The sequence below is a fragment of the Streptomyces sp. NPDC059696 genome, assembly GCF_042733745.1.
In the GTDB taxonomy this organism is placed as follows: Bacteria; Actinomycetota; Actinomycetes; order Streptomycetales; family Streptomycetaceae; genus Streptomyces.
Window position 1 is genome coordinate 12,103 of record NZ_JBHWFG010000030.1, and the last position, 21,784, is coordinate 33,886.

14 protein-coding genes are annotated in these 21,784 nt (G+C 72.4%); 9 read left to right on the plus strand and 5 right to left on the minus strand.

Annotated elements, in window-relative coordinates:
- Positions 1-30: 30 nt before the first annotated feature.
- The 3 genes from ACFV20_RS27950 to ACFV20_RS27960 form a co-directional block, all read right to left on the minus strand.
- On the minus strand, positions 31-1,596 hold the full coding sequence (locus ACFV20_RS27950; RefSeq protein ID WP_385661154.1) for a DUF5719 family protein: 1,566 nt from the start codon (positions 1,594-1,596) through the stop codon (positions 31-33).
- Positions 1,593-5,258, minus strand: coding sequence for a glycosyltransferase (locus ACFV20_RS27955; protein ID WP_385661157.1), 3,666 nt, complete (start codon positions 5,256-5,258; stop codon positions 1,593-1,595). The genes ACFV20_RS27950 and ACFV20_RS27955 overlap by 4 nt, the downstream gene beginning before the upstream one ends.
- A gap of 162 nt (positions 5,259-5,420) precedes the next feature.
- The gene (locus ACFV20_RS27960; protein WP_010034659.1) at positions 5,421-5,684 is read right to left on the minus strand and encodes a WhiB family transcriptional regulator; all 264 of its coding nucleotides are present in this window, start codon (positions 5,682-5,684) and stop codon (positions 5,421-5,423) included.
- A gap of 660 nt (positions 5,685-6,344) precedes the next feature.
- On the opposite strand from ACFV20_RS27960, the gene ACFV20_RS27965 reads away from it, so the two are divergent.
- The 4 genes from ACFV20_RS27965 to ACFV20_RS27980 all read left to right on the plus strand — a co-directional run bounded on the left by ACFV20_RS27965 (position 6,345) and on the right by ACFV20_RS27980 (position 10,336).
- A complete protein-coding gene (locus ACFV20_RS27965; RefSeq protein WP_385661160.1) occupies positions 6,345-6,851 on the plus strand; it encodes a cysteine dioxygenase in 507 nt (168 codons plus the stop codon).
- Positions 6,852-6,940: 89 nt separating this feature from the next.
- The gene (gene cofD / locus ACFV20_RS27970) at positions 6,941-7,900 is read left to right on the plus strand and encodes a 2-phospho-L-lactate transferase (RefSeq protein WP_385661162.1); all 960 of its coding nucleotides are present in this window, start codon (positions 6,941-6,943) and stop codon (positions 7,898-7,900) included.
- Positions 7,897-9,228 carry a coenzyme F420-0:L-glutamate ligase gene (locus ACFV20_RS27975; RefSeq protein WP_385661165.1) on the plus strand — a complete coding sequence of 444 codons (1,332 nt, stop codon included), beginning with the start codon at positions 7,897-7,899 and terminating at the stop codon, positions 9,226-9,228. The genes cofD and ACFV20_RS27975 overlap by 4 nt, the downstream gene beginning before the upstream one ends.
- A 73-nt stretch (positions 9,229-9,301) precedes the next feature.
- A complete protein-coding gene (locus tag ACFV20_RS27980) occupies positions 9,302-10,336 on the plus strand; it encodes a DNA-3-methyladenine glycosylase family protein (RefSeq protein ID WP_385661167.1) in 1,035 nt (344 codons plus the stop codon).
- A 221-nt stretch (positions 10,337-10,557) separates the two neighbouring features.
- Here ACFV20_RS27980 and ACFV20_RS27985 read toward each other — a convergent pair whose 3' ends face one another.
- Together ACFV20_RS27985 and ACFV20_RS27990 are read right to left on the minus strand one after the other, a co-directional pair.
- The gene (locus tag ACFV20_RS27985) at positions 10,558-11,640 is read right to left on the minus strand and encodes a sugar phosphate nucleotidyltransferase (protein WP_385661170.1); all 1,083 of its coding nucleotides are present in this window, start codon (positions 11,638-11,640) and stop codon (positions 10,558-10,560) included.
- A gap of 136 nt (positions 11,641-11,776) precedes the next feature.
- Positions 11,777-13,219 (minus strand): N-acetylmuramoyl-L-alanine amidase, encoded by a 1,443-nt coding sequence (locus tag ACFV20_RS27990; protein ID WP_385661173.1) that lies wholly within the window; start codon positions 13,217-13,219, stop codon positions 11,777-11,779.
- Between the two features lie 150 nt (positions 13,220-13,369).
- Here ACFV20_RS27990 and ACFV20_RS27995 point away from each other — a divergent pair, with 150 nt between their 5' ends.
- From ACFV20_RS27995 to ACFV20_RS28015, 5 genes are all read left to right on the plus strand, one after another.
- Positions 13,370-14,140, plus strand: a complete 771-nt coding sequence (locus ACFV20_RS27995; RefSeq protein WP_385661176.1) for a TIGR03089 family protein — start codon at positions 13,370-13,372, stop codon at positions 14,138-14,140.
- Positions 14,141-14,568: 428 nt separating this feature from the next.
- Positions 14,569-15,795 carry an LCP family protein gene (locus ACFV20_RS28000; protein ID WP_385661179.1) on the plus strand — a complete coding sequence of 409 codons (1,227 nt, stop codon included), beginning with the start codon at positions 14,569-14,571 and terminating at the stop codon, positions 15,793-15,795.
- Positions 15,796-16,036: 241 nt separating this feature from the next.
- Positions 16,037-17,800, plus strand: a complete 1,764-nt coding sequence (locus ACFV20_RS28005; RefSeq protein ID WP_385661181.1) for an LCP family protein — start codon at positions 16,037-16,039, stop codon at positions 17,798-17,800.
- A 233-nt stretch (positions 17,801-18,033) separates the two neighbouring features.
- Positions 18,034-19,866 (plus strand): LCP family protein, encoded by a 1,833-nt coding sequence (locus ACFV20_RS28010; protein WP_385661184.1) that lies wholly within the window; start codon positions 18,034-18,036, stop codon positions 19,864-19,866.
- Positions 19,867-20,091: 225 nt separating this feature from the next.
- Positions 20,092-21,783 carry an LCP family protein gene (locus tag ACFV20_RS28015; RefSeq protein ID WP_385661187.1) on the plus strand — a complete coding sequence of 564 codons (1,692 nt, stop codon included), beginning with the start codon at positions 20,092-20,094 and terminating at the stop codon, positions 21,781-21,783.
- Position 21,784: the final 1 nt, after the last annotated feature.

Consider the following 21,784-nt stretch of genomic DNA (forward strand, 5'->3'; position numbering starts at 1 on the left):
TCCGCGGGTCTACTTCTGGAGCCCGCGGGTCTACTTCTGGAGCACCGACAGGTCCTCGTCCGCCTCCGGTACCGCCACCGTCCCGCGGTCGTCGGGCAGCGTCTGGACCGTGAAGGCGGGGACACCGTCCTCGTTGGCCACGAGGGTGCGGGCGCCGTAGACCGGGCCGCCGGAGACCGGCTCGACCGTGAGCGCGTAGGTGCCCTTGAGGCCGCCGGGGACCGGGGGCTCGATGTCCTGGGTCGTGCCTGCCTTGAGGGTGTACGTCTTCGACACCGGCGTGCCGCCCTCGCTGCCGGCCGAGGCGGTGACCCTGACCGTGGCCGCGGCGGCCGGGGCCGTCAGGGACAGGGTGCTGCCCTTGCCGCTGTTGTCGGCGGACGTCGCGCGCGTGCCCACGGGGCGGGTGGCCGGGATGAACGCCGTCTCCTGCCTGTCGCCCTTGCCGCGTACGACCTTCAGGGCCGCCACGACCGGCACGGACCGGTCCGTCGGGGTCAGCACCAGGGAGCCCGCCTCGCCGCGGGTGACGTCGCCCAGGTCGACCGCGGTCGTCATGCCGCCCTTGACGTGCACCGTCTCGTGCCCGGCCGGGGTGATCGGCCCGGAGGGGGAGGCGAGGCGCACCTTCAGGTCCGCGTCGGCGTCTCCGGGGGTGAAGGCGACCAGGCGCACGGCGGTGGCGTCCTTGGGGATGCCCGGCAGCACCAGGCTGCCCGAGGGGTCCGTGGACGCGGGCAGCCAGTCGCCGCCGATCTTGTCGTCCAGGGCCTGCACGGCCGCGCCGACGCGTCCGCTGCGGACGTTGACGTGGACCGTGAGGTCGGTCTGCCGCTCGTCGGTGAGGGTGGACAGCAGGACCGGCTCGCTGGAGTGCGGCGGGACGGTGATGCCCTCCCCCACCGCGGACTTCAGGGCGCCGTCCTTGCCGTGGAGCTCGATGTCGACCACGGCGGCCGAGTCGTCGGGGTTCGTCAGGTGGACGTAGTCGGTGCGGTCGGCTTCCGTGCTCGCGCCGGGGAACCAGAAGTCGGTGTCCGGAGCCGTGCAGTTGACGCCCTGCAGGCCGCGCCCGGTGCCCGCGGCGACCTCGGTGGTCTGCTGGACGGTCCAGCCGGGGGCGAACCTGCCGTCGGCGGTCCCGACGAGAGCGGGCGCGTCACCGCCGGAGCTGTCGCCGGTGACGGGCTTGCCGGGCTCCTTGGGAGTCAGCACGGGCTTCGCGGACTTGTCCTCGCCGGACTCACCGCCGTCCTTGCCGCCGTCCTTGCCGCCGTCCTTGCCGCCTGACGTGCCGTCGCCCGTGTCCTTGCCGCCGGGCGCGGCGTCGGCCGACTCCTCGATGGCCGCGCTGAGTTCGGCCTTGCCACCGCTCCCGGTGCCCTTCGTGACGGGCGTGAAGGACGTGTAGGACGTCTCGGCGAGGTCGGACGTGCTGGGTGCCGGGCAGAGCAGGCTGGCGCGCTCCACGGGCAGTTGGGCGGCCGCCTTGGCGGTGTCCGTGCCCGGAGGGTCCGGCTGGGACAGCACGGCGAAGCCGGTGACGGCGGCGAGCGCGGTCGTGCCGGCGATGAGGGACAGGGTGGTGCGGTTCACTGCTGGCTCCCGTCGGGACGCTCACTGCCCGTGCCGTGGGGGTGGTGCTGCTGCGCCGGGTCGTACGGCGTGCCGTAGCCCTGGCCCTGGTCCTGGCCGTAGCTCTGGTCGTAGCCCTGCTGGTCGTAGGACGGGTTCTGGCCCTGGCCGCCGTAGGCGTACGGGTCGTACTGGCCGCCCTGGTACGGGTCCGCCTGGTACTGCTGTCCGTAGGCGTCGGCCGGGTACGGGGCGTTCTGGTACGGGTCGCCGTAGCCGGCGTGCGCGCCGCCCTGGTAGCCGGCGTTGTCCCACTCGCCGTAGTTCTGCTGCTGGGGCACCGGCGCCGGAGGCTGTTGGGGCTGCGGGGGCGGGAACTCCTCGGGGACGGCGGCCTCTTCCGCCTCGGCCTCCGCCTGGGCGCGCAGGCGGCGGGCCCGGCGGCCCTCGCCGGCGACGGCCTCGGCCGGGACGGCCGGCTCGTCGGGGAGGTCGTCGTCGATGTCGCGGCGCCGGCCGGGCAGGGCGAGCACCACGAGGACGACGGCGAGCAGGCCCTGGGCCCACAGCCAGGCCGTGTGACCGACCGGGTCGTCGTAGGTGACGTCCAGCGTGCCGCCGGAGGCGGGGAGCCGGAAGCCCTGGGCCCAGCCGTCGACCGTGGTGCGGGTCAGCGGCTTGCCGTCGAGGGTGGCCGTCCAGCCGTCGGCCGCGGAGTCCGCGAGGCGCAGCACGCGTCCGTCCGCGCCGGCGGGGATCGTGGTGTGGATGTCGACCGGCCCGGCGGCGACGGGCTGCGGGGCGCCGGAGGCGGGGACGATCGTGGCGCGCGCGACCTCCCGGTTGACGCGCCACAGCGCGCCGCCCGCCTGCTGGCTGAGCCGGGACAGGCCGGGCGTGGCGTCCAGGACACGGGTGACCTCGCGGGGCGCGCCCTGGTGGACCAGGACGTAGCGCACGGCGAAGCCGCCGAGCTGGTCGGCCTGGTCGGCGCCGGAGCCGGCGACCAGGTTGGCGACGACCTTGTCGAGCCGGTCGTTCTCCCCGTCGGCCCCGGCGATCTCTCCGTCGCCGAGACGGGCGCCCGAGCCGCGGACCAGCATGTAACCGACGTGGGCGCCGGATTCGCTGTCGAGGACGAGGGTGCGGGCCTGGTCGCGGGTGTTGCTTTCCTCGGCGACGAACGCGGGGACCTGTGTCGGGTCGCGTCGCTCCAGGGGGGTGTCGGCGCCGCGGATCATCCAGCCGGCGGCGATGAGCAGCGGGCCCGCGGCCGAGGCGAAGGCGATCAGTACGGCGACCGGCTGGCGCCAGCCGAAGCTCTGCTCGGCCACGCGCGCCCGTGCCCCGTCGGCGCCGAGCGCGGCGGCCGCCAGGAGGGCCATGCCGTAGACGAGGGTCGCCGGTCCGGCCCAGGTGGAGCTGTTGGCCAGGACGGCGAAGACGAAGCCGGTCAGGGCGACGGCCCATGCGGTCCAGATGCCCGCCTGGCGTTCGGAGCGGACCAGGGCGGCGAGGGCGGCCAGCACGATGCCGATGAGCATGAGGCCGCTGACGGTGCCCGGCCCGCCCGGGCTGGCACCCAGCAGGTCGAGGGCGGAGGCGGACGAGGGGTCGTACGCGAGGCCCGCTTCCTTGAGGAAGCCGAACGGCAGCAGCGTCAGCGACCAGGGCGCGAGGAGGAGCAGGGGGGTGCCGAGCTGGGCGAGGAACCGCAGCCCGTAGGCCGTGATGTCGCCGCGGCGCAGCACGAGCAGCGCGATGCCGAGGAGCAGCGCGATGGGCCACACGATCGGCGTGAAAGCGGTGGTGATGGTCAGCAGCAGCGCGTACGCCCAGGTGGCACGCCAGCTGCCGCGCGCTTGGCCGGTGCGCGTCAGGCCACCGGCGGCGACGGCGGCGCGGGCGACGAGCGGCAGCAGCGCGGCGAGGACGGCGGTGCCGATGCGGCCGCCGGCGAGGGCGCCGGTGGCGGCGGGCAGGAAGGCGTAGACGACGGCCGCCCAGGCGCGCAGCAGCCGGGACTCGACGAGCGGGCGGGAGGCGAAGTAGGCGGCGACACCGGCCAGCGGCACCGAGCCGACGAGCAGGACGGTGACGGCGAGGCCCGTCGAGCCGAACAGCAGGGACGCCAGCATCGCCACGAGCGCGACGTACGGCGGCGCGGACGAGGTGCCGCCGGCGCCGACCGGGTGCCAGGCGTCGAGGTAGCGCGACCACAGCTCGCCGGAGTCGGGCGGGGCGGGCAGCAGGGCGCCGCCCGCGAGCGCGCCGCCGCCGAGGAGCTGGCGGCAGGCGACCAGGGAGACGAGGAGCAGGACGAGGAAGAGCACCGGGCCGGGCTTGCGCGCGATGCGCTTGAGCCGGGCGAACTGCTCGATCTCCAGGAAGTCGGCGTCGTCGCCGCCTGGGCCCGATTCCACGGCGCTGCCGTGCCGTCCGGCGCCGGCGGCGGCTTCCGGGTCGGAGCGGCCGACGAGGCTGCCCGCGACCTGCTCGACGGTGACGCGGACGGTCGCGCCGGGCGGTGGGAACAGCGCCCGCAGCTCGCCCTTGTCGATCCGGGGCGCGCCTCTGCGGCGGCGCCCGGCGAGGATCCGCTCCGGCCGGAGCAGGGTGCCCATCAGGCCGCGGATCTCGTCGACGGCCTGTCCGGGGACCTTGCCGACGAGGTAGGCCACGGTGCGCAGCAGGGTGCCGAGCACGATCCGCAGGATCACCCAGGGGAGCACGGCGGTACGTGCGTTGACGAGCAGGGTGTAGACGGCGCCGGCCTTGTCGACCTTGTGCGGGGAGGCCGCCGTGCGGCCCACGCAGTCGACCGTGCGGCGCTCGCGGCTGGACGCCTCGGCGTGCCGGACGACCGCCTCGGGGGCGACCAGGACGCGGTAACCGGCCGCGTGCGCCCGCCAGCACAGGTCGACGTCGTCGCGCATGAGGGGCAGGTGGCGGTCGAAGCCGCCGAGCTGCTCGAAGACGTCGCGGCGCACGAGCATGCCGGCGGTGGACACCGACAGCACGGGCCGGACGTGGTCGTGCTGTCCCTGGTCCTGTTCGCGGCGGTCCAGGCCGGTCCAGCGGCGGCCGGAGTTGGCGATGGAGACACCGACCTCCAGCAGCTGCCGCCGGTCGTACCAGCCGCGGAGTTTGGGGCCCACGACGGCCACGTCCTCGCGGCCCAGCTCGTACTCGGTGTCGACGACCCGCAGCAGCTGGGCCAGGGCGTCCGGGTCGGGGGCGCAGTCGTCGTGCAGCAGCCACAGCCACTGCACCGGTTCACCGTGCGGCAGCTCGGGCAGGTCGTAGGCGTCGTCGCGCCACGAGCGCGTGACCGGGTCCCAGCCGCTGGGGCGCTTCAGGTACGGCAGCTCGTCCGGGGTGAGGACCGGGGCGGTGCGGTCGCACTCCTCGACGGCCTGGCCGAAGCCGGTGCGGCGGGCGAGGTGCAGCACCCGGTCGGCGCCGAGGGCATCGGTGACCAGCTGCGCGGAGGCGTCCGAGCTGCCGGTGTCGGCTCCCATCGCGTACTGGACGGGACGCTCCTGGCCGAGCAGTCCGGCGAGCGCGTCGGGCAGCCAGCGGGCGCCGTCGTGGGAGACGAGGACCGCGGTCACCACATGACGCGGGAACTCAGGTGCGGCAGCGGTGTCGTGATGGGCTGCCGGGTGGCTGTGCACGGACATCGAGGTACGGGCCCCGGTTCGGTGGACTGCGGTGGACGCCTGCGCCCGGTGGGGGCGGCGGGGCGTCTCGGACGAGCGACCACACTATCGGCTGCACAGCAGACGGCCCGCCGCCTGTGGATAACCCACGGGCGGCGGGCCGTTCGCGAAGAGGGGCGGGGGTCAGACGGCGGCCTTCTTCAGCCGGCGGCGCTCCCGCTCGGACAGGCCGCCCCAGATGCCGAACCGCTCGTCGTTGGCGAGGGCGTACTCGAGGCACTCGGAGCGGACCTCACAGGCGAGGCAGACCTTCTTGGCCTCCCTGGTCGAGCCGCCCTTCTCGGGGAAGAAGGACTCGGGGTCGGTCTGGGCGCACAGCGCGCGCTCCTGCCAGCCGAGTTCCTCGTCCGCGTCGTCGACCAGCAGTTGCTGCACCGTCTCGGTCATGTGCGCCCCTCGTCTGTCTTTCGCGTCCCCGTGATCTAGCCGTTACCGATTCCGGCTGAACGACACGAGTGAAATTACAAGTGTGCTGCTCCGGGCGAGTCAAGCCGAGATCTGCTATTGAGCCCCTTATTCACTCTGCGGAACCAAGCCCATGCGGAAAGTGTTCAAATCACCATAAAACCTGACACACAGACGGAGCCCGTGAGGGCTCACGCCTTCCGCCGGACCCCATACAGAGCTGTACGAACAAGGACGCCCAGAGGTTCGGTCTCGTTCCGACACGCACGTCGAAGCGAAACGGATCACAGTCGGATCACGAGTACGCAACGGGGTTCGTGCGCCCGGTTGGACGCCATGTGTCCCGGGCGGGGCATGCACAAACCTTTCATCTGAGCGATCGACCGGATGAGGTGAAACACGTCCCACGGACCGGGTGTCGGGTTGACAGTGAAGGTGTGAACCGGTGTCCTTGTGGGCATGCTCGCGAACTTGGCATTCACCTCGACCCGCACCGCCGGGTCCCACGGTGCTGCCCGCGCTCGCTGTAGCTGTCGCTGTTCCAGCTGTTGAGCCCCACCTGCTCCGGCTGAAGGCCGAGACCCACCCGTCTCTCGGCTCCCGTTCCCTCTGACCTTCTTTCACTGAGGAACCACGCACCCCATGAACAGCGACAGCGACCTCCAGATCGCCGGCGACATCCTCGAAGTCACCCACCTCCTCCAGACCCCGCGCGAGCACCCGGCCACCGTCGCCGAGTTCGTCGGACTGGCCCGCTCCCTCGCCGAGGACCGCTCCCAGTGGGAGCACCTCGTCCGCTACGACGCCACCAGCCGCTGGTACCACCGGCTGCGCACCGGACCGGGCTACGAGGTGTGGCTGCTGTCCTGGGTGCCCGGGCAGGGCAGCGGGCTGCACGACCACGGCCGCTCCTCCGGAGTGCTGACCGTCCTCGACGGCACGCTGACCGAGCGCACGGAGCGGGGCACACGCGCCCTGCGGGCGGGCGCGCAGCGCGTGTTCGCGCCGGGGTACGTACACGAAGTCGTCAACGACGCGCTGGAGCCGGCGGTGAGCCTGCACGTGTACTACCCGGGCCTCACCGAGATGCCCATGCACACCGCCCAGCACTGCACGGCCCGGGACGTACCGGGTGTGGTGACTGCCTGACCGGTTGTCGCGGGCCTGCGAGACCGTCCCACCCGTCGCCCGACCACCACTCCTCAACGAGTCAGCCTGACGGCTGACACACTGTGCCCATGCGCATTGTGGTTCTGGCAGGAGGCATCGGCGGTGCCCGGTTCCTGCGTGGTCTGAAGCGGGCCGTCCCGGACGCGGACATCACCGTCATCGGCAACACCGGGGACGACATCCACCTCTTCGGGCTGAAGGTCTGCCCGGACCTCGACACGGTGATGTACACGCTCGGCGGCGGCATCAACGAGGAGCAGGGCTGGGGGCGCGCCGACGAGACCTTCCACCTCAAGGAGGAGCTCGCGGCGTACGGCGTCGGGCCCGAGTGGTTCGGCCTGGGCGACCGGGACTTCGCCACGCACATCGTGCGGACGCAGATGATCGGCGCCGGATACCCGCTGAGCGCGGTGACGGAGGCGCTCTGCGACCGCTGGAAGCCGGGCGTGCGGCTCATCCCCATGTCCGACGACCGCGTCGAGACCCATGTGGCCGTCGAGACGGACGGCGAGACGAAGGCGATCCACTTCCAGGAGTACTGGGTGCGGCTGCGCGCCTCGGTGCCCGCCCGGGCCGTCGTGCCGGTGGGCGCCGACCAGGCGAAGCCCGCCCCCGGTGTCCTGGAGGCCATCGCCGAGGCGGACGTGATCCTCTTCCCACCGTCCAACCCGGTCGTCTCGATCGGCACGATCCTCGCCGTGCCCGGCATCCGGGAGGCGATCGCGGACGCCGGGGTGCCGGTGATCGGCCTCTCCCCCATCGTCGGAGACGCGCCCGTGCGGGGCATGGCCGACAAGGTGCTCGCCGCCGTGGGCGTCGAGTCGACCGCCGCGGCGGTGGCCGAGCACTACGGCTCGGGCCTGCTGGACGGCTGGCTCGTCGACACGGTCGACGCGGGCGCGGTGGAGCAGGTCGAGGCGGCCGGGATCCGCTGCCGGGCCGTGCCGCTGATGATGAGCGACGCCGACGCGACCGCGCGGATGGCCCAGGAGGCGCTGGCGCTGGCCGAGGAGGTGCGGGGCGCGTGAGCGGCGAGGTCGCCGGTGCGCAGCCGGGTGCCGCCGGGTACCGGGTGTGGGCCGTGGAGGGACTGCCCGAGATCGCCGCCGGGGACGACCTGGCGAAGCTGATCGCGGCCGCCGAACCCGGCCTGGCCGACGGGGACGTCCTGCTCGTCACCTCGAAGATCGTGTCCAAGGCGGAGGGCCGGGTCGTCCGGGCCGCCGACCGGGAGGCGGCGATCGACGCGGAGACCGTCCGGGTGGTGGCCCGGCGCGGCACCCTGCGGATCGTGGAGAACCGGCAGGGTCTGGTCATGGCCGCGGCCGGGGTCGACGCGTCCAACACCCCGTCCGGGACGGTCCTGTTGCTGCCCGAGGACCCGGACGCCTCCGCCCGCGCCGTCCGGGACGGGCTGCGCGAGGCCCTCGGCGTCGAGGTCGGGGTCGTGGTCACCGACACGTTCGGCCGGCCCTGGCGCTCCGGGCTCACGGACGTCGCGATCGGCGCCGCCGGCGTACGCGTGCTCGACGATCTGCGCGGCGGCACGGACGCGTACGGCAATCCGCTCAGCGCCACCGTCGTCGCCACCGCCGACGAACTCGCCGCGGCGGGCGACCTGGTCAAGGGCAAGGCCGCGGGGCTGCCGGTCGCGGTGGTGCGGGGGCTCGGGCACCTGGTCGCGCCGGACGCCGACGGCGACGGGGCGCGGGCCATGGTCCGCGGCGCACGCGACGACATGTTCCGCCTCGGCGCCTCGGAGGCGGTCCGGCAGGCCGTGACCCAGCGGCGCACGGTCCGGTCCTTCACGGACGAGCCCGTCGACGCCGGTGCCGTACGGCGGGCCGTGGCCGCGGCCGTGACCGCCCCGGCGCCGCACCACACGACGCCGTGGCGGTTCGTGCTGCTGGAGTCGCGGGAGTCGCGGACGCGGCTGCTCGACGCGATGCGGGACGCGTGGATCGCCGACCTGCGGCGCGACGGCAAGAGCGAGGAGTCCATCGCCCGGCGGATCCGGCGCGGTGATGTGCTGCGCAACGCGCCGTATCTGGTCGTCCCCTGCCTGGTCATGGACGGTTCGCACACGTACGGCGACCCGCGCAGGGACGCCGCCGAGCGGGAGATGTTCGTGGTCGCCACGGGCGCCGGTGTGCAGAACTTCCTGGTCGCGCTGGCCGGGGAGCGGCTGGGCTCGGCCTGGGTGTCGTCGACGATGTTCTGCCGGGACGTGGTGCGCGAGGTGCTGGACCTGCCGGCGGACTGGGACCCCATGGGCGCGGTGGCGGTCGGCCACGCGGCCGGGGAACCCCGGCCGCGGCCCGAGCGGGACGCGGGCGCGTTCATCGAGGTGCGGTGACGGGTGCGGTGACAGGTGCCGGGCGGCGCCTACGCTCGTAGGGCCACTCCTCACGGATCCCAGGGACTCATTCATGGCAGGACGGTTCGCTCAGCGGCCCACGCTCCCCCACAGCCCGAAAGGCGTGGGAGCCACCCCCACGACAGTGCGGGGTGGGCATGTCGCCGTGCCCCCGGGTGTGCCGCGGCAGGCGACGGGGCCGGGCCGGGTGCGGGAGTGGGTGCCGGACGGGCCGCTGGACCTCGGCCTGGTGCTCGGGCCGCTGCGGCGCGGGCCCGGCGACCCGACGTTCCGGGCGACCCCCGACGGGTCCGTGTGGCGCACCAGTCTCACCCCGGCCGGACCCGGCACCCTGCGGGTGTGCGCGTACGGCGGCGGGGTGCGCGGCGAGGCCTGGGGGCCCGGGGCGGACTGGCTGCTGGAGGGGTTGCCGGAGTTGCTCGGGGCGGCGGACGATCCGTCGGCGTTCGTGCCGCGGCACCGGCTGCTGGCGGCGGCGCGGCACCGGCGGCCGGGGCTGCGGCTGAGCCGGAGCGGGCTCGTGCTGGAGTCGCTGATCCCGTCGATCCTGGAGCAGAAGGTCACCACCGATGAGGCGTACCGGGCGTGGCGGCTGCTGGTGCGGAAGTTCGGGGAGCCGGCGCCGGGGCCCGCGCCCGCGCGGATGTACGTGATGCCGGACCCGCGGACGTGGGCGCTGATCCCGTCGTGGGAGTGGCACCGGGCCGGGGTCGACAACAAGCGGGCGTCGACGATCCTGCGTGCGGTGCGGGTCGCCGCGCGGCTGGAGCAGGCCGTGGGGATGGAGCCCGGGGCGGCGCGGGCCCGGCTGGAGCTGGTGCCGGGGATCGGGCCGTGGACGTCGGCGGAGACGGTGCAGCGCAGTCATGGGGCGGCGGACGAGGTGACGGTGGGGGATGTGCATCTGCCCGGGATCGTGGGGTGGGCGCTGGCCGGGGACCGGGACGCGGATGACGCGGCGATGCTGGAGCTGCTGGAGCCGTACGCGGGGCAGCGGCATCGGGCGGCTCGGTTGATTCTGCTGAGCGGGAGGGTGCCGGCTCGGCGGGCGCCGAAGATGCCTCGGTGGGATATCGGGCAGTTGTGAGGGGGCGGTTTGTGAGCCGTGACTTGCCCGTGCTCGGCGTGGGTGCCGGGGGCGGGGGGTTTCGCAGCCCGGCGTAGCGGGCTGCCTCCCCCGAGCTCTCGGCTTCGCTCGATCAGGGGGACTCCCACGCCCACCCGTGCGGCCTACCGGTCCGAGGAGGACGTGCGGCCTACCGGTCCGAGAAGAACCGGCGGCCTACCGGTCCGAGGAGGACGTGCGGCCTACTGGTCCGAGGAGAAGCGGACTGCTCCTGCTGGGATGCGGGCGTCGCACCAGATGCGGGCGCCCTCCAGGAGTTCGTTGTCGGGGCCGATGACCGCGCCGTCGCCTATGACCGTGCCCGTCAGGACCGAGCGTTGGCCGACGCGGGCGCGGGAGCCGATCAGGGAGTCGGTGATGACCGCGCCGGGTTCGATGACCGCGCCGGGCAGGATCGTGCTGCCGAAGATCCGCGCGCCCTCGGCGACGAAGGCGCCCTCGCCCACCACCGTGCCGCCCGCCAGCTTCGCGTCGGACGCGACCCGGGCCGTGGGCAGGACCAGGCGGTCGCCGCAGCGGCCGGGGACGGCGGGAGAGGGGGCGCGGCCCAGCACCAGGTCCGCCGAGCCGCGCACGAAGGCCGCCGGCGTGCCCAGGTCCAGCCAGTACGTGGAGTCGACCATGCCCTGGAGGTGCGCGCCCGCCGCGAGCAGGCCGGGGAAGGTCTCCCGTTCCACCGACACCGGCCTGCCCAGCGGGATCGAGTCGATGACCGAACGGCGGAAGACGTACGCCCCCGCGTTGATCTGGTCGGTGACGATCTCCTCGGGGGTCTGCGGCTTCTCCAGGAACGCCAGGACCCTGCCCGTGTCGTCCGTGGGGACCAGGCCGTAGGCCCGCGGGTCCGTGACCTTGGTGAGGTGCAGGGAGACGTCCGCGCCGGTCGTCTCGTGGGTGTCGACCAGGGCCCGGATGTCCAGGCCCGTCAGGATGTCGCCGTTGAAGATCAGGACCGGGTCGTCGGGGCCGGAGTGCAGCCGGGAGGCCACATTGCGGATGGCACCGCCCGTGCCGAGCGGCTCCTCCTCCGTGACGTACTCGAGGTGGAGTCCCAGCGCGGAGCCGTCACCGAAGTACGGCTCGAAGACCTCGGCCAGATAGGAGGTGGCCAGGACGATGTGCTCGACACCGGCCGCTCTCGCTCTCGCCAGCTGGTGCGTGAGGAAGGGCACCCCGGCCGCCGGGACCATGGGCTTGGGCGTGTGCACCGTGAGCGGGCGCAGCCGGGTGCCCTTGCCGCCGACCAGGAGGATCGCTTCTGTCACGTGTCGTCTCTGCTTCCTGCCGGGACCGGCCGAACTGTCTTTCGGCCGGTCAGTGTATGCAGACCGTTCCGTGGCGCCTTCGCTGGCCGTGCGGCGTTCCGCCCCCGCCGCCCCCCCGACGGCGGTGAACGTGGAGTCAGCGGCCCTGGTACTGGGCCGCCTTGGAGCGGGCCGAGCCGAGCTTCGCGTAGAGCTTCCCGCCGGGGCACTCCGTCTTGAAGCCGTCCCGGTGCCCCGAGATCACGTTCAGTCGTACTTTCTTGCCTTTGCTGTAGAGGTTGCTGCCGGCCGACTTCAGCGTGGTCTTCTTCTTCGGGTTCATCCCGTGCAGCCCCAGCTTCCAGGCACTGAGCCGGGCGATGGCCTTGACCGCGGCCTTCGACGGCTTCTTCGCGCCGTACGACCCGAGGACGGCGATCCCCATGCTGTTGCTGTTGAAACCCAGGGTGTGCGCGCCGAGCACCGGTCTCGCCACGCCCCCGGCGCGGCCCTCGTAGATCTTTCCGCACTTGTCGATGAGGAAGTTGTAGCCGATGTCCCGCCAGCCCATGCTCTTGACGTGGTAGCGGTAGATACTGCGGATGAGTGAGGGGACCTGCGAGCAGCTGTAGTTGTTGCCGCTGGCGGTGTGGTGCACGAAGGCCGCCTTGACCTTCTTCGTGTACCGGAAGCCGCTCTCCCGCAGCCCCTCGTCCGCCCCCCAGCCGCGCCGCGTGACGATACCCGGGCGCGGGCCGATGTACGGCTTGGCCTGCCGCTGCTGCTCCGTCAGCCCCTCGGAGTGGAGAGCGAGGTACTCCTCCTCGGTCTCGGCGCGGCTCAGTTCCGCGATCTCGGTAGCGCCGAACGGGGCGAGACCGGCGTTGGCCGCGGAGGCCTCGGCGAGCGCGGACGACTCGGCGTTCACGGCGTCGACGGCGCGGGGTTCCTCCTCGGTCCCGGACCGGGTGTCGTCCTCGCCGGGGTCGACGAGTTCGAGGCGGAGACCGGAGGGCAGCGGGGGCGCGGCGGGCAGCTCGCGGGCGCCGGCCTCCGCACCGTCGGACGCGGAGCTGACGCGGAGTTCCACGCCGTCGGAGTCGCCCACCCACAGCGGTGCGGTGGCGCCGCGGACACGGTCCGAGGCCCGCTCGGCGGCGTCCCGGTCGGCGGCGTGTTCGGCGTTGTGGGTCTCCACGTCCTGCCAGTCCGACCAGGCGCCGGTGCCTGCGGCGCGGGTGCGGACCTGGACGCGGCCGTGCAGTTCGGCGTCGGGGTCGTCCCAGACGACTCCGACGAGGGAGAAGTGGCGTACGGCTCGGCGGGGCAGGCCCTGCTCGGTGGCGGGGCCGGAGGGGGTGGCGCGGGTGAGGGGCTGGAGGGGCAGGGACTGGGTGCTGCCGGCCGCGTTCGGTTCGGCCGCGCGACGGGCGCTCGGGGCGGTGACCCGGGTCCCCGCGTGAAGTGCGGGTCTCGCCGTGGTCGCGGCGTCCGTGGCCGGCACCGGTCTCGCCGTCGCCGCGACGGCGGGAGGGGTGAGGGGGAGGGCCAGAGCGGCCGCACAGGTGACACCGATCGAGGAAGCAAGGAATCCACGCATGCCCCTGATCTTGGACATAGTCGTATAAGTCTGTCCATTTGGGATTTGACGGACCGTCGGCCGGGACTCCGCCGAACCGGTGGCGCATTCGGGGTGCGGCGGTGGGCGGGCCGTTGGGCGGGGACCCGCGCGCCGCGTACGCTTGCGCCGATGAACGCCACCGATCGCACCCCCGCCGACCTGCTGGGTTCCGCGCTCGCCGCGGATCCGGGACGTCCCCTGGTGACCTTCTACGACGACGCCACGGGCGAACGCGTCGAACTGTCCGTCGCCACCTTCGCCAATTGGGTGGCCAAGACCGCGAACCTCCTCCAGGACGAACTGTCCGTCGAGCCCGGGGACCGGGTGGCGCTGCTGCTGCCCGCGCACTGGCAGACGGCGGTGTGGCTGCTGGCGTGCGCGTCGGTGGGCGTCGTCGCGGACGTGTCGGGGGACGCCCGGGCCGCCGATGTCGTGGTGAGCGGGCCGGACCGGCTGGAGGAGGCACGGGCCTGCTCCGGGGCGCGGATCGCGATGGCGCTGCGGCCGCTCGGCGGGCGGTTCCCGCAGGTACCCGAGGGGTTCGTCGACTACGCGGTGGAGGTGCCGGGCCAGGGCGACCGGTTCGTGCCGTACGCGCCCGTGGATCCGGAGGGGCCCTCGCTGGTCGTGGCCGGGCGGGAGTTCAGCGGAGCCGAGGTGGTCCAGCGGGCCCGGGCCGAGGCGACCGCGCTGGGCCTGATCGGGCCCGGGTCGCGGATCCTGTCGGGGCTGCCGTACGACACGTGGGACGGCTTGAACGCCGGGCTGTTCGGACCCCTGGCCACCGGCGGTTCCGTGGTGCTGTGCCGGCACCTGGAGCAGGCAGGGGACGGGGTCCTGGACAAACGCGTGGAGAGCGAACGCGTCACGGCGATCGCCCGGGGCACGGCGGGCCACTGACACTCGGCGCGACGCGACAGAGCCACAACGGCCGTCGCCCGGGGCACGGCCAGCCACTGACACCGGACGGGACCCGACAAGCGCCGCGACAGCCACCGCCCGGGGCGCGAGCCAAGGCCACTCGGCGCGACGCGACAGGCGCCACGACGGCCGGCGCCCAGGGCCCGCCCGGCCACTGACACCCGACGCCACACGGCACCTGGCACACGGCACCTGGCACCTGGCACCTGGCACGCCGTACGCAGCACACGGCACGCCGTACGCGGCACGCAGCACGCCGCACGCGCCGCGGTGGGCGGCGTCCGTGGGTGGTCGCGGTACCCGGGCCCCCTCCCCCCCCGTTCGGCCCATCCCCATCCGCCCCCGGACCTCGCTCCAGGTCATGGTCGTAGGAGCAGTGCGCTCGGGGCGTTCCTACGTCAGGAGGGATGGGTGCTGCCGTGGGCTACAGGGTCGGTCCGGGCGCGGGGGCGTCCGCCAGTGGGCGGGGGCTGGTGCGGCGGCGCCGACGGCGGTGGGTGCGCATCACGGCCTTCGGGGTCACGGGTCTGCTCGTGGCGGCCGGCGGGATCGGCTGGGCCCTCTACGCGAAGCTCAGCGGGAACATCACCCCCGACGAGGCGGCCGCGGCCGAGCTCGCGCGCTACGACAAGGAGCGGCCCACCTCCCTGGTCAAGGACGCCCGGAACATCCTGCTGATCGGGTCGGACTCGCGGGAGGGGCGTGACAACGCCCGCTACGGGCGGGACTCCGGGACCGAGCGGTCCGACACCACGATCCTGCTGCACCTGTCGGCGGGCCGGGGCAGCGCGACCGCCGTCTCCCTCCCCCGGGACCTCATGGTGAACCTGCCGGGCTGCCGGCGCCCGGACGGATCCCGCAGCGCGCCCCGGTTCGCGATGTTCAACCAGGCCTTCCAGATCGGCGGTTCGGCCTGCACCATCCGGACGGTGGAAAAACTGACCGACATCCGCGTCGACCACCACGTCGTCGTCGACTTCCACGGCTTCAAGGAGATGGTCGACGCGGTCGACGGCGTCAAGGTGTGCCTGCGGGAGCCGATCGACGACCGCGCCGCCAAGCTGCGGCTGCCCGCCGGGCGCGTGACGCTGAACGGCGAGCAGGCCCTCGGCTACGTCCGCGCCCGCAAGTCCCTCGGTGACGGCAGCGACACCGAGCGGATGGAACGGCAGCAGCGATTTCTCGGGGCACTCGTCAACAAGGTGCGCAGCAATGACGTCCTGCTGAATCCGGCGAAGCTGTATCCCGTGCTGGACGCCGCCACGTCGTCGCTCACCACCGACCCGGAACTGGCCAGCTTGCGTGGTTTGTACGAACTCGTGCGCGGCCTGCGCGACATCCCCATGGAACAAGTGCAATTCCTGACCGTCCCCCGGGAGTCGTATGCGTACGACGCCAATCGCGACCAACTGGTGGAGCCCGCGGCGGAGCGGTTGTTCGAGCGGCTGCGCACGGACTCCCCGCTGGTCGTGGCGGGGAACGGCCCGCTGAATCCGGCTCCGAGCGGGCTCACCGGCGCGCAGGGCGGGTCGTACGGGGATGCCTATCCGGGCCTTTACCGCGCGCCCGCCGTCACCGTTTCTCCTCCACCGACGTTTCAGGGGAACACGGCAGCCGAGGACACCTGCGAGTAAAGCGGACACCAAGGCGGCTCCAAGGCAATGACTCCTCACCAGGGAAATGGGCGAATTGCCCAGGTGTAGGGACGTGGAATGGGTCACCGTCGTCGCCGGTCGGCGAAAGGGGCGGTTAGTGTGAGCGATCCGGTGCGCCCGGCTCTGAGGGACGGTCCTGAGGTCGCGCACTGTGTGACCGAGACCCGGGCGCCTTGGAGGGGGAAGGCGCCGCGTCCCCCGACGGAGGAATCAGGCAACCGTGGACGCGCAAGGCCGTGGGCGGGCGGACGACGTCGATCCCGCAGACCAGTGGGTGCTCAACCCGAGCACCGGCGAATACGAACTGCGACTGGGTCCTTCCGCACCGCAGTCGGGTGTCCCCTCCCCACGCAGGCCACGGTCCTCCGAGGCGGCCCCGGCGCGCAGCCGCACGCAGGCGTCCGGCCGGTCGCGGACCGAGGCGCCGGGCCGGCCGCGCCCCGAGACACCCGGCCGTGCGGTGCCGCCGCCGCGCCGGCGCCGCGGGGCACCGGAGGAGCCGCTGCCGGGGCGGCGCGGACGGCGTCCGGCGAAGAAGGCCTCGAAGGGCAAGAAGGTCCTGCTGTGGACCGGCGGCACGATGGCGTTCGTGCTGGTCGCGGGTGCGGGCGCCGCGTACTTCTACATCGAGCACCTGAACGACAACATCGCGTCCGTCTCCGACGACGGTGCGAGCACCGGTGGCTTCAGCAAGGACAAGGCCATCAACATCCTGCTGATCGGCACCGACAAGCGCACCGGCAAGGGCAACGGCAGCTACGGGGACGCCGGCAGTGTCGGGCACGCCGACACCACGATCCTGCTGCACGTCTCCAAGGACCGGTCGAACGCGACCGCGTTGAGCATCCCGCGTGATCTGATCACCGACATCCCGGACTGCCCGACGACGCAGGAGGACGGCACGCAGAAGGTCATCCCCGGCACGCGGCAGGCCCGTTTCAACACGAGCCTCGGCCAGGACGGCCGCACGCCCAGCTGCACGATGCGGACCGTGACCGAGCTGACCGGGGTCAAGCCCGACAACTTCATGGTCGCCGACTTCAACGCGGTCAAGACGCTGACCAGCGCGGTGGGCGGGGTCGAGGTCTGTGTGGGCAAGGACCTCGACGACCCCGACTCGCACCTGAAGCTGTCCAAGGGCATGCACACCATCGAGGGCGAGCAGGCGCTGGCGTTCGTGCGCACCCGGCACGCCGTCGGTTTCGGCGGTGACCTGAGCCGGATCGGGCTGCAGCAGCAGTTCCTGAGCGCGCTGATGCGCAAGCTGAAGTCCAACGACACCCTCACCAGCCCGTCGAAGATGCTGGACCTGGCCGAGGCGGGCACGAAGGCGCTGACCGTCGACTCGCAGCTGGACAGCATCGGCAAGCTGAAGGACCTGGGGCTGGAGCTGGGCAAGCTCGACACCAAGAACCTGACGTTCACCACCACCCCGGTGATCGACAATCCGACGGAGAAGGTCAAGGCCACCGTCGTGCTGAACGAGTCGTCGGCCCCGCAGGTCTTCGACATGATCAGGAACGACGTCTCCTTCACCGCCGTGAAAGAGAAGAAGAAAAAGGAGGCCGCCGCGGTCGCCGCCCGGCTGAAGGGCGCCAAGGCCCCGGCCTCCGAGGTGCGGGTGCGCATCCTCAACGGCGGCGCCGTCGCCGGCAGCGCCCAGGAGACCCTCAGCTGGCTGCAGAACGAGGAGGGCGTGACCAAGTCGGAGAACGCGGGCAACGCGCCCGCCTCCCTGGCGAAGACCACCCTCGAGTACGCCCCCGACCAGGCCGACCAGGCACGCCGGCTCGCCGACATCATGGGCCTGTCCGGTGCCGCGCTGAAGCCGGGCGAGAGCGTGACCAACTCCCAGGGGGTGCCCGCGATGACACTGACCCTCGGCAAGGACTTCGAAGGGGCCGGGGTCTCCCTCACCACACCCACCAAGGCACCGGAGGGGGTGCAGAAGTCCACCGCCGACAAGGTGGAGTGCGCCAAGTGAGGCGACGATCCCTCGCGTTCACCCAACTTCCTCCAAACAAATGGGCGGGATTGCCCAGTTGTGGGAACGTGCATTTTCTCACCCACGTCGCTTGACGCCGAAGTGTGCGGATAGTGTGTGCGATCCAGTGCTCTCACCCCATGAGGTCCGTCCTGGGGACGTGCACTGCTTGACCAGCACCGTGCGCCTTCCGGGGGAGGGCGCCGCGTGGCCATACGGAGGAACAGGCAACCGTGGACGCGCAAGGCCGTGGGCGGGCGGACGACGTCGATCCCGCAGACCAGTGGGTGCTCAACCCGAACACCGGCGAATACGAACTGCGACTGGCTCCTTCCGCAGCGCAGCCGTCCGTTCCCGGTCCCCGTGGGTCCGGTCCCCGTGGGTCCGGACCCCGTGGAGCCGGTGGCCGTGTCCCCGGTGGGCGTGGCGCCGGTGGCCGTGGCCCGGGCGGAACGGGCGGAACGGGCGGAACGGGCGGTGCGGCCCGTGCCCGCCGTCCCGAACCGGCCCGGAGCCCCGGCGCCGCCGCCCCCGACGGTGAGACCCCCTCCCCCCGCAAGCGCACCGGCGCCCCGGCCGAGCCGGCCGCCGGGCGGCGCGGACGCCGTCCGGCGCAGAAGAAGGGGAAGGGCAGGAAGGTCCTGATGTGGACCGGCGGGTCGCTGGCCTTCGTGCTGGTCGGGACGAGCGCGGCCGCGTACCTCTACTACGAGCACCTCAACGACAACATCACGTCCGTCTCCGACGACGGCGCCGGCACCGGCGGGTTCAGCAAGGACCGCGCGATCAACATCCTGGTGATCGGCACCGACAAGCGCACCGGAGCAGGCAACGAGGGCTACGGCGACAAGGAAAGCGCCGGGCACGCGGACACCACACTGGTGCTGCACGTCTCCAAGGACCGCACGAACGCGACGGTGCTGAGCATCCCGCGTGACCTGATCACCGACATCCCGGACTGCCCGACGACCCAGGAGGACGGCACCGAGAAGGTCATCCCGGGCCGGCAGCGCACCCGCTTCAACAACAGCCTCGGGCAGGAGGAGCGGACACCGAGCTGCACCATGCGCACGATCACCGAACTCACCGGGCTGAAGATGGACCACTTCATGGTGGCCGACTTCAACGCGGTCAAGACGCTGACCAGCGCGGTCGGCGGCGTCGACGTGTGCCTGGCCAAGGACATCAAGGACAAGGACTCCAAGCTCGACCTGCCCAGGGGCGAGCACACCATCGAGGGCGAGCAGGCCCTGGCCTTCGTCCGCACGCGGCACTCCGTGGGCTTCGGCGGCGACTTGAGCCGGATCGAGCTGCAACAGCAGTTCCTGGGCTCGCTGATGCGCAAGCTGAAGTCCAACGACACCCTGACCAGCCCCACGAAGATGATCAAACTGGCGGAGGCGGGCACCAAGGCACTGACCGTCGACTCCCAGATCAGCACGATCAAGAAGCTGGCCGATCTCGGGGCGGAGCTGGGCAAGTTCGACACGAAGAACCTCACGTTCGCGACCGTGCCCGTGGTCGACAACCCCGAGGAGACGGTCAAGGCCACGGTGGTCCTGAAGCAGCCGCAGGCCCAGCAGCTCTTCGCGATGGTCCGGGACGACGTGTCGCTGACCGCCGTGAAGCAGGAGAAGAAGAAGGAGAAGGCCGCCGAGGCCGCCCGGCTGAAGGGCAGCAAGGCCCCGGCCTCCGAGGTGCGGGTGCGCATCCTCAACGGCGGTGCCGTCGCCGGCAGCGCCCAGGAGACCCTCAGCTGGCTGCAGGTCCAGGAGGGCGTGACCAGGTCCGAGAACGCGGGCAACGCCGAACAGCCGCTGGACAGAACCACGTTGGAGTACGCCCCCGACCAGGCCGACCAGGCACGCCGGCTCGCCGACATCATGGGCCTGTCCGGTGCCGCGCTGAAGCCGGGCAAGAGCGTGACCAACTCCCAGGGGGTGCCCGCGATGACGCTGACCCTGGGCAAGGACTTCAAGGGGGCGGGCGTGCCCCTCACCACTCCGGCGAAGGTCCCGGACGATGTCCAGAAGGCCACGGCCGACAAGGTCGAGTGCGCGAAGTGACCTGACCGTCCCTTCCTGCGTCTCACAGGTGGACGGAGCAAGCCCGGACGAATCGGCCGGGTGTACATCCGACCGGGCATGTCAGAGGTCCAACCAGAAGCGGGGACGACGTGCTCCGGCGGAGCAGCGGGGAAACCCGTGGTCCGGACGGACACGGGTCACCCGTGATCCGAACACGACGCGGGGCGCGCCCCGGGGTCGGCCAGTGGGTGGGGAGGCAGGGGTATGGCGCAGAGTGACGTGCGCGAAAGCGGCACACGGCACGATTCGGGCGGCCTGGCCCAGGACGAGCGTCCGGGGACGGCGGCGCCCGCCACGGACGGGGGCGAGGGGGGCGAAGGCGGCCACGGCCGTCGGCGCGGCCGGCGTCGCGGCGGCGGCCGCCGGATATTGCGCTGGTCCGCGCTCGTGCTGTCGGTGCTGATACTCGGGACGGCCGGCGCCGGATACCTCTACTACCGCCACCTCAACGGCAACCTCGACAAGGGCAAGCGCAACAGCGGCGAGTCCGACGTCGAGAAGACCGGACCCAACGCGGCGGGCCAGACCCCGCTCAACATCCTGCTGATCGGTTCCGACAGCCGGAACTCCGCGGAGAACGTCAAGCTCGGCGGCGGCCGGGACAACATCGGCAGCAAGCCCCTGGCGGACGTGCAGATGCTCCTGCACGTCTCGGCGGACCGCGAGAGCGCGTCCGTGGTGAGCATCCCGCGGGACACCCGGGTGGACATCCCGAAGTGCGTCGACCCCGACACCGGGGAGGAGTACCCGGCGAAGAACACCATCATCAACGAGTCGCTCCAGCGCGGCGGCCCGGGCTGCACCCTCGCCACCTGGCAGAACCTGACCGGTGTGTACATCGACCACTGGATGATGGTCGACTTCGCCGGGGTGGTGGACATGGCGGACGCCATCGGCGGCGTCCCGGTCTGCGTCAACCAGAACGTGTGGGACCGGCCGTTGGCCGGTGAGCGCGGCGGCTCCGGACTGAAGCTGAAGTCCGGCACGCACAAGGTGGAGGGCAAGCAGGCGCTGCAGTGGCTGCGCACCCGCCACGCCTGGGGCAGTGACCCGCTGCGCGCCAAGGCACAGCACATGTACATGAACTCGATGATCCGGACGCTCAAGGAACAGAACGTCTTCACCGACAGCGGCCGCCTGATGGGCCTGGCCGAGGCGGGCACGAAGGCGCTGACGGTGTCCGAGGAGATCGGCACGGTCAAGGAGCTGTACGACGTCGGCATGCAGCTGAAGTCGGTCCCGACCGAACGCATCACGATGACGACGATGCCGTGGATCGAGGACCCCCTGAACCGCAACCACCTGGTGCCCAAGCCGGAGGACGCCGACCGGATGTGGGCGATGCTCCGCGACGACGTCTCCTTCGACCAAAAGGGCAAGGGCAACGGCAACGGGGCGGGCAAGGGCGGCAAGGCGAGTGCGGCATCGGCCTCGGAGCCGTCCCCGGCGCCGGCGAAGGCGACCGGGCCCGCCGCCGCTCCGGCCGCGGGGCTGTCGGTCACCGTCGTCAACGGCACGGCCGGTGACGAGCAGGCCGCCGTTCCCCAGCGGGCCGCCGCGATCGTGGCCGCGCTGCAGCGGGAGGGCTTCACCCGGGCCGTCGCCTCCGGACAGCAGGACCCGCACGCCCGGACCCAGGTGACGTACCCGAAGAGCACCGGGGAGCAGGGGCGGGCCAACGCGCTGTCGGTGGCGAAGGCGGTCGGCGTTCCCAGCAGCCAGGTGCGGGCCACGGACGACGTGACCACCACGCTGATCATCGGCAGCGACTGGCGGGAGGGCACGACCTACCCCGAGCAGAAGGCTCCCGAGGCGGGCGACCTGCCCGAGACCGCGGACGCGCTGAGCGCCGACAAGACCGAGTGCATGGACGTGTACAAGCCCTACCAGTGGTGAG